Source organism: Verminephrobacter aporrectodeae subsp. tuberculatae At4, from assembly GCF_000193225.1.
Taxonomy (GTDB): domain Bacteria; phylum Pseudomonadota; class Gammaproteobacteria; order Burkholderiales; family Burkholderiaceae_C; genus Acidovorax; species Acidovorax aporrectodeae.
The window spans coordinates 1-2,802 of the sequence record NZ_AFAL01000747.1 but is presented as its reverse complement, the minus strand read 5'-3'; the positions used below and the strand labels follow the sequence as shown (position 1 = coordinate 2,802).

General features: G+C 67.3%; 3 protein-coding genes. 2 read left to right on the top strand and 1 reads right to left on the bottom strand.

Annotated features, from left to right (window positions below; all coding sequences use genetic code 11):
* Window positions 1-44 precede the first annotated feature (44 nt).
* The gene (locus VTU_RS0121075) at window positions 45-980 is read right to left on the bottom strand and encodes an SMP-30/gluconolactonase/LRE family protein (RefSeq protein WP_010108382.1); all 936 of its coding nucleotides are present in this window, start codon (window positions 978-980) and stop codon (window positions 45-47) included.
* A gap of 317 nt (window positions 981-1,297) precedes the next feature.
* Here VTU_RS0121075 and VTU_RS0121070 point away from each other — a divergent pair, with 317 nt between their 5' ends.
* Both VTU_RS0121070 and VTU_RS29120 read left to right on the top strand, forming a co-directional pair.
* Window positions 1,298-2,308: a BMP family protein gene (locus VTU_RS0121070; protein ID WP_010108380.1), complete on the top strand. Its 1,011-nt coding sequence runs from the start codon at window positions 1,298-1,300 to the stop codon at window positions 2,306-2,308.
* A 29-nt stretch (window positions 2,309-2,337) separates the two neighbouring features.
* The coding region (locus VTU_RS29120; RefSeq protein WP_138927989.1) for an ATP-binding cassette domain-containing protein at window positions 2,338-2,802 on the top strand (465 nt) is incomplete at its 3' end.

The window sequence follows — 2,802 nt, the reverse complement described above, 5'->3', positions numbered from 1 at the left end:
GGTCGATTCCAGCCCTTCGGCGGACAGGGTGATGGACGTGGGCATCAGAGCACTCCCTTTGCGTTCAAGGTGATGGCGTACAGCGAGGTACTCGCGCAGATGAACAGCCGGTTGCGCCGGAGTCCGCCAAAGCAGACGTTCGCCACCGGCTCGGGAACCAGGATCTTGCCCAGCAGCGTGCCGTCCGGGTGATAGGCGTGCACGCCGTCGCCGGCGCTGCTCCACAGGCGGCCTTCGGTGTCCAGCCGAAAGCCGTCGAACAGGCCGTTGCTGCATTCGGCAAATACCTCGCCGCCGCGCAGGCTGCGGCCGTCCGCGCCCAGCTGGAAGCGGCGGATGTGGCGCGGCGCCGCGTCCCAGTGGCTCGCGCCGGTGTCGGCAACGTAGAGCAGCGACTCGTCGGGCGAGAACGCGAGCCCGTTGGGCTTGACGAAGTCGTCGGCCATGCACTCGACGGCGCCGCTCGCGGGGTCGATGCGGTAGACGTGGCAGGCGCCGATTTCGCTCTCGGCGCGCAGTCCCTCGTAGTCCGAGAGGATGCCGTAGCTCGGGTCGGTAAACCAGACGCCGCCGTCCGAATGCACCACCAAGTCGTTTGGCGAATTCAGCCGCTTGCCCTGCCAGTGCGAGGCCAGCACGGTGATGCTCCCGTCGTGCTCGGTGCGGGTCACGCAGCGCGTCAGGTGCTCGCAGCTCAGCAGCCGCCCTTGGCGGTCCGTCGTGTGGCCGTTGCTGTTGTTTGCCGGTTCGCGGAAGACGCCGACCGTGCCATTGCGTTCGTCCAGGCGCAGCATGCGGTTGTTCGGAATGTCCGACCACAGCAGCGTGCGGTGCGCGCCAAACCACACCGGGCCCTCGCACCAGCGCCCGCCAGTCCACAGACGCGCTATGCGCTCGGGGCCAGGGATGCAGGGGTCAAAGCGCGGATCAAACCGCTCGAAACCACTGCCTTCCAGGCAGCCGAAGGGAAGGAGGGGCATGGCGGTCGTCCTTTCTTTGCTTGGGATTTATCAGCACTGAAACCCGCATTCCGAACTCCAAAATCCCCCGGAAAGCCAGAGCTGGAGCGGATTCTGGGTGATGCAGGAGGGCCCACCCAATGGGCGGCGAGTATGCCAGATTGGCCCCCGCCCGCAATGGTGGCGGACCCGCCGCGCAGGCGCTTGGCGGTTGACGGCAATGCGCCGTGTGCACAATTGCGGCAGCGCCTGCCATGCCCCCTGCCGACTCCCCCCTGCTTATTGGCGCGCATATTGCATGGCCCTTCCCGGGCCGTTTTCCTTATCCAGCACGCACCATGACCATCCGCCGCATCCTTATCGCACGCCTGCTTGGCATTTCCACCATGGCCGCCATCCTGGGGCTGGCGCCGTCGCTGGCTGCGGCGCAGGCCCGGATCAAGGTTGCGGCGATCTACACGGTGCCTTACGAACAGCAATGGGTTAGCCGCATCCACAAGGCGCTCAAGGCAGCCGAGTTGCGCGGTGAGATTGAATACCGGTCCAGCGAGAACGTTGCCAACGCCGATTACGAGCGGGTGCTGCGCGAATACGCCATGGGCGGCCAGCAGTTGATCGTGGGCGAGGCTTTTGCCGTGGAGGCTGCGGCCCGCAAGCTGGCCAGGGAATTTCCCCAAACGGCGTTCCTGCTCGGCTCCTCGGGCAAGCCCCAGGCGCCCAACTTCAGCGTGTTCGACAACTACATCCAGGAGCCGGCCTACCTGTCGGGCATGGTGGCCGGCGGGATGACGCGCTCGAACAAGATTGGCCTGGTGGGCGGTTTTCCCATCCCCGAAGTGAACCGCCTGATGCACGCCTTCATGGCCGGCGCGAGGCAGACGAATCCCAAGGTTGAATTCAGCGTCGCCTTCATCAATAGCTGGTTCGACCCGCCGAAGGCCAAGGAGGCGAGCTTTGCCATGATCGACAAGGGCGCCGACGTGCTCTACGCCGAGCGCTTCGGCGTGAGCGACGCCGCCCGGGAGAAGGGCAAGCTCGCGATCGGCAACGTGATCAACACGCAGGCGCAGTACCCCGACACCGTGGTGGTGTCGGCGCTATGGCATATGGAGCCGAGCGTGGACCGGGCGCTGAAGCTCGTGCGCGAGGGGCGCTTTGGCGCCGAGGACTACGGCCCGTACTCGATGATGCAGCACAAGGGCTCCGGGCTGGCCCCGCTGGGAACCTTCGAGAACAAGGTGCCCGCCGACGTCGTCGCCCAGGTTCGGGCCCGCGAGGCGGACATCCTGGCCGGCAGGTTCCGCGTGCTGGTGGACGATAGCCAGCCCAAGTCCACCACGGCCCGGTGAGCGCATCCACGCTGCTGCACGGCATGGAAATGACGGCGCCCAGTCCCCCCGTCCTGCGCTTGTCGGGCATTACCAAGCGCTTTGGCGAGCTGCTCGCGAATGACGGCATCAGCCTCACGCTGCAACGCGGCGAGGTGCTCGCCCTGCTGGGCGAGAACGGCGCGGGCAAGTCCACGCTGATGTCGATCCTGTTCGGACACTACGTGGCCGACGCGGGGCATATCGAGGCCTTTGGCCAGCCCCTGCCGCCCGGCCAGCCGCGCGCGGCGCTGGCGGCGGGGATCGGCATGGTGCACCAGCATTTCGCGCTGGCGGACAACCTCACGGTGCTGGACAACGTGCTGCTCGGCAGCGAGCCGTTGTGGCAGCCGTTCTCGCGCCGCGGCCGCGCGCGCGCCCGGCTGCTCGCGGTGGCGCAGCGGTTTGGCCTGCCGGTGCAGCCCGACGCGCGCGTGGGCAGCCTCTCGGTCGGCGAGCGCCAGCGCGTCGAGTTG

Excerpts from the sequence above, each read along its gene's own strand:
- VTU_RS0121075 (WP_010108382.1), bottom strand. The coding sequence starts at position 980 with ATGCCCCTCCTTCCCTTCGGCTGCCTGGAAGGCAGTGGTTTCGAGCGG.
- VTU_RS0121070 (WP_010108380.1), top strand. The coding sequence starts at position 1,298 with ATGACCATCCGCCGCATCCTTATCGCACGCCTGCTTGGCATTTCCACC.